Below are 1,656 nucleotides of genomic sequence, written 5' to 3'. Positions count from 1 at the left end.
TCCGATCTCAGGGCGCGCTTCGTGCCGCGCGGCACGCGGCGCGTCGCGCAGCCTTCGGGCGACCTCGGCGCGCGGATGGCGGGCGCGATGCGCGCGCATCCGGTCGCGGTGCTGGCCGGCACCGATGTCCCCGACCTGCGCCCGGCCGACATCGCTGCGGCCTTTCGGGCGCTCGGCCGTGCCGATGCGGTGTTCGGGCCGGCCGAGGATGGCGGCTACTGGCTCGTGGGCATGGGTCCGCGCCGCCCGGCCCGGCCTTTCGCCGGCGTGCGCTGGTCGACCGACCACGCGCTGGCCGACACGCTGCGGAACTTCGCCGGTCGGCGCGTGGCGTTCCTGCGGGTGCTGCGGGATGTCGACACGGCGGCGGACCTGGCCGCGCGCCGGGGCCGCCCATGAAGCCGCCGCGCCCGCCGCGGATCCTGGTGCAGGTCGGCGCCACGGCGGCGGCGCTGCTGCTCGCCCATGCGGCGCTTTCGTTCACCGAGCATCCCTGGCTGCTGCCCTCCCTCGGCGGATCCTGCGTGATCCTGTTCGGCATGCCGCGCGGGATCATGGCGCAGCCGCGCTCCTTCATCGGCGGGCACCTGATCTCCACCACCGTCGGCCTGGTCTTCCGCGTCCTGCACGATGCGGTGGGCGGGCCGCTCGAACTGTGGCTGGCGCTGGCGGTGGGCGTCGCGCTCGCCGCCATGGCGGTCACGCGGACCATCCATTCCCCGGCCGGGGCGAACCCCGTCGTGGTCTTCGTCGAGGGCGCGGGGTGGGGGTTCCTGGCCTCCCCGCTGCTGCCCGGGCTCGCGACGCTGTTTCTCGTCGCCTTCGCCGCCAACAACCTGCCCGCGCCCTGGGGGGCGGGACCCTGGCCACGCTTCGCGCCGCGCGGGACGATGCGGCGCAGGGAAGGTTGACGACGCGCGGGATGGCCGCCCCGCCCTTCCGCCGCCGCTTCCTCCGTGCGAGCCTTTCCGGCCTGGAGGACCAACGCCATGACCTCGCCGCTTCGCTTCGGCCTGCTGCTGTTCCCGCGCCTGACGCAGCTCGACATGACGGGGCCCTTCGAGGTGTTCTCCCGCGTCCCGGGCGCGACGACGCATCTGGTGTGGAAGACGACCGATCCGGTGCGCTCCGATACCGGCCTGTCCATGCTGCCGGACACGCGCTTCGCCGATTGTCCCCCGCTCGACGTCATCTGCGTGCCCGGCGGGCCCGGCGTCGCGGCGCTGATGGAGGATGAGGAGGTCCTCGCCTTCCTGCGCGCCCAGGCCGCAACCGCGCGCCATGTCACCTCGGTCTGCACCGGCGCGCTGGTGCTCGCCGCGGCGGGGCTGCTCAAGGGGCGGCGCGCGACGACGCATTGGGCGAGCCATGATTTCCTCAGCGCCCTCGGTGCCGTGCCGGTGCAGGGGCGCGTCGTGCGCGACGGCCGCTTCGTCACCGGCGGCGGCGTGACGGCGGGGATCGATTTCGCGCTTAGCCTGGTGGCGGAGATGGTCTCGCCCGAGGTCGCGCAGGCGATCCAGTTGCAGATCGAATACGCGCCGGCGCCGCCCTTCGACGCGGGCTCCCCCGCGACGGCCCCGGCCGAGGTGCTGGCGGCGGCCAAGGCGCGCGGCGCCGGCATGCGGGCGGAACGCGAAGCGCTGGTGGCGCGCG

3 protein-coding genes are annotated in these 1,656 nt (G+C 74.9%); all 3 read left to right on the top strand.

The features are described 5' to 3' along the window. On the top strand, window positions 1-399 hold a 399-nt coding region (locus HW577_RS24725), incomplete at its 5' end, for a TIGR04282 family arsenosugar biosynthesis glycosyltransferase (protein ID WP_198378745.1). Further along, window positions 396-911, top strand: a complete 516-nt coding sequence (locus HW577_RS24720) for an HPP family protein (RefSeq protein ID WP_198378744.1) — start codon at window positions 396-398, stop codon at window positions 909-911. The genes HW577_RS24725 and HW577_RS24720, both read left to right, overlap by 4 nt. A gap of 78 nt (window positions 912-989) precedes the next feature. Continuing rightward, window positions 990-1,656 (top strand): DJ-1/PfpI family protein (locus HW577_RS24715; RefSeq protein WP_198378743.1); only part of this gene is annotated, 667 nt, incomplete at its 3' end.

Origin of the sequence: Neoroseomonas rubea, assembly GCF_016106015.1 — a bacterium.
Lineage (GTDB): Bacteria > Pseudomonadota > Alphaproteobacteria > Acetobacterales > Acetobacteraceae > Neoroseomonas > Neoroseomonas rubea.
Note: the sequence above shows the minus strand (reverse complement) of the source record. Positions and strands in the feature narration are given on the sequence as shown.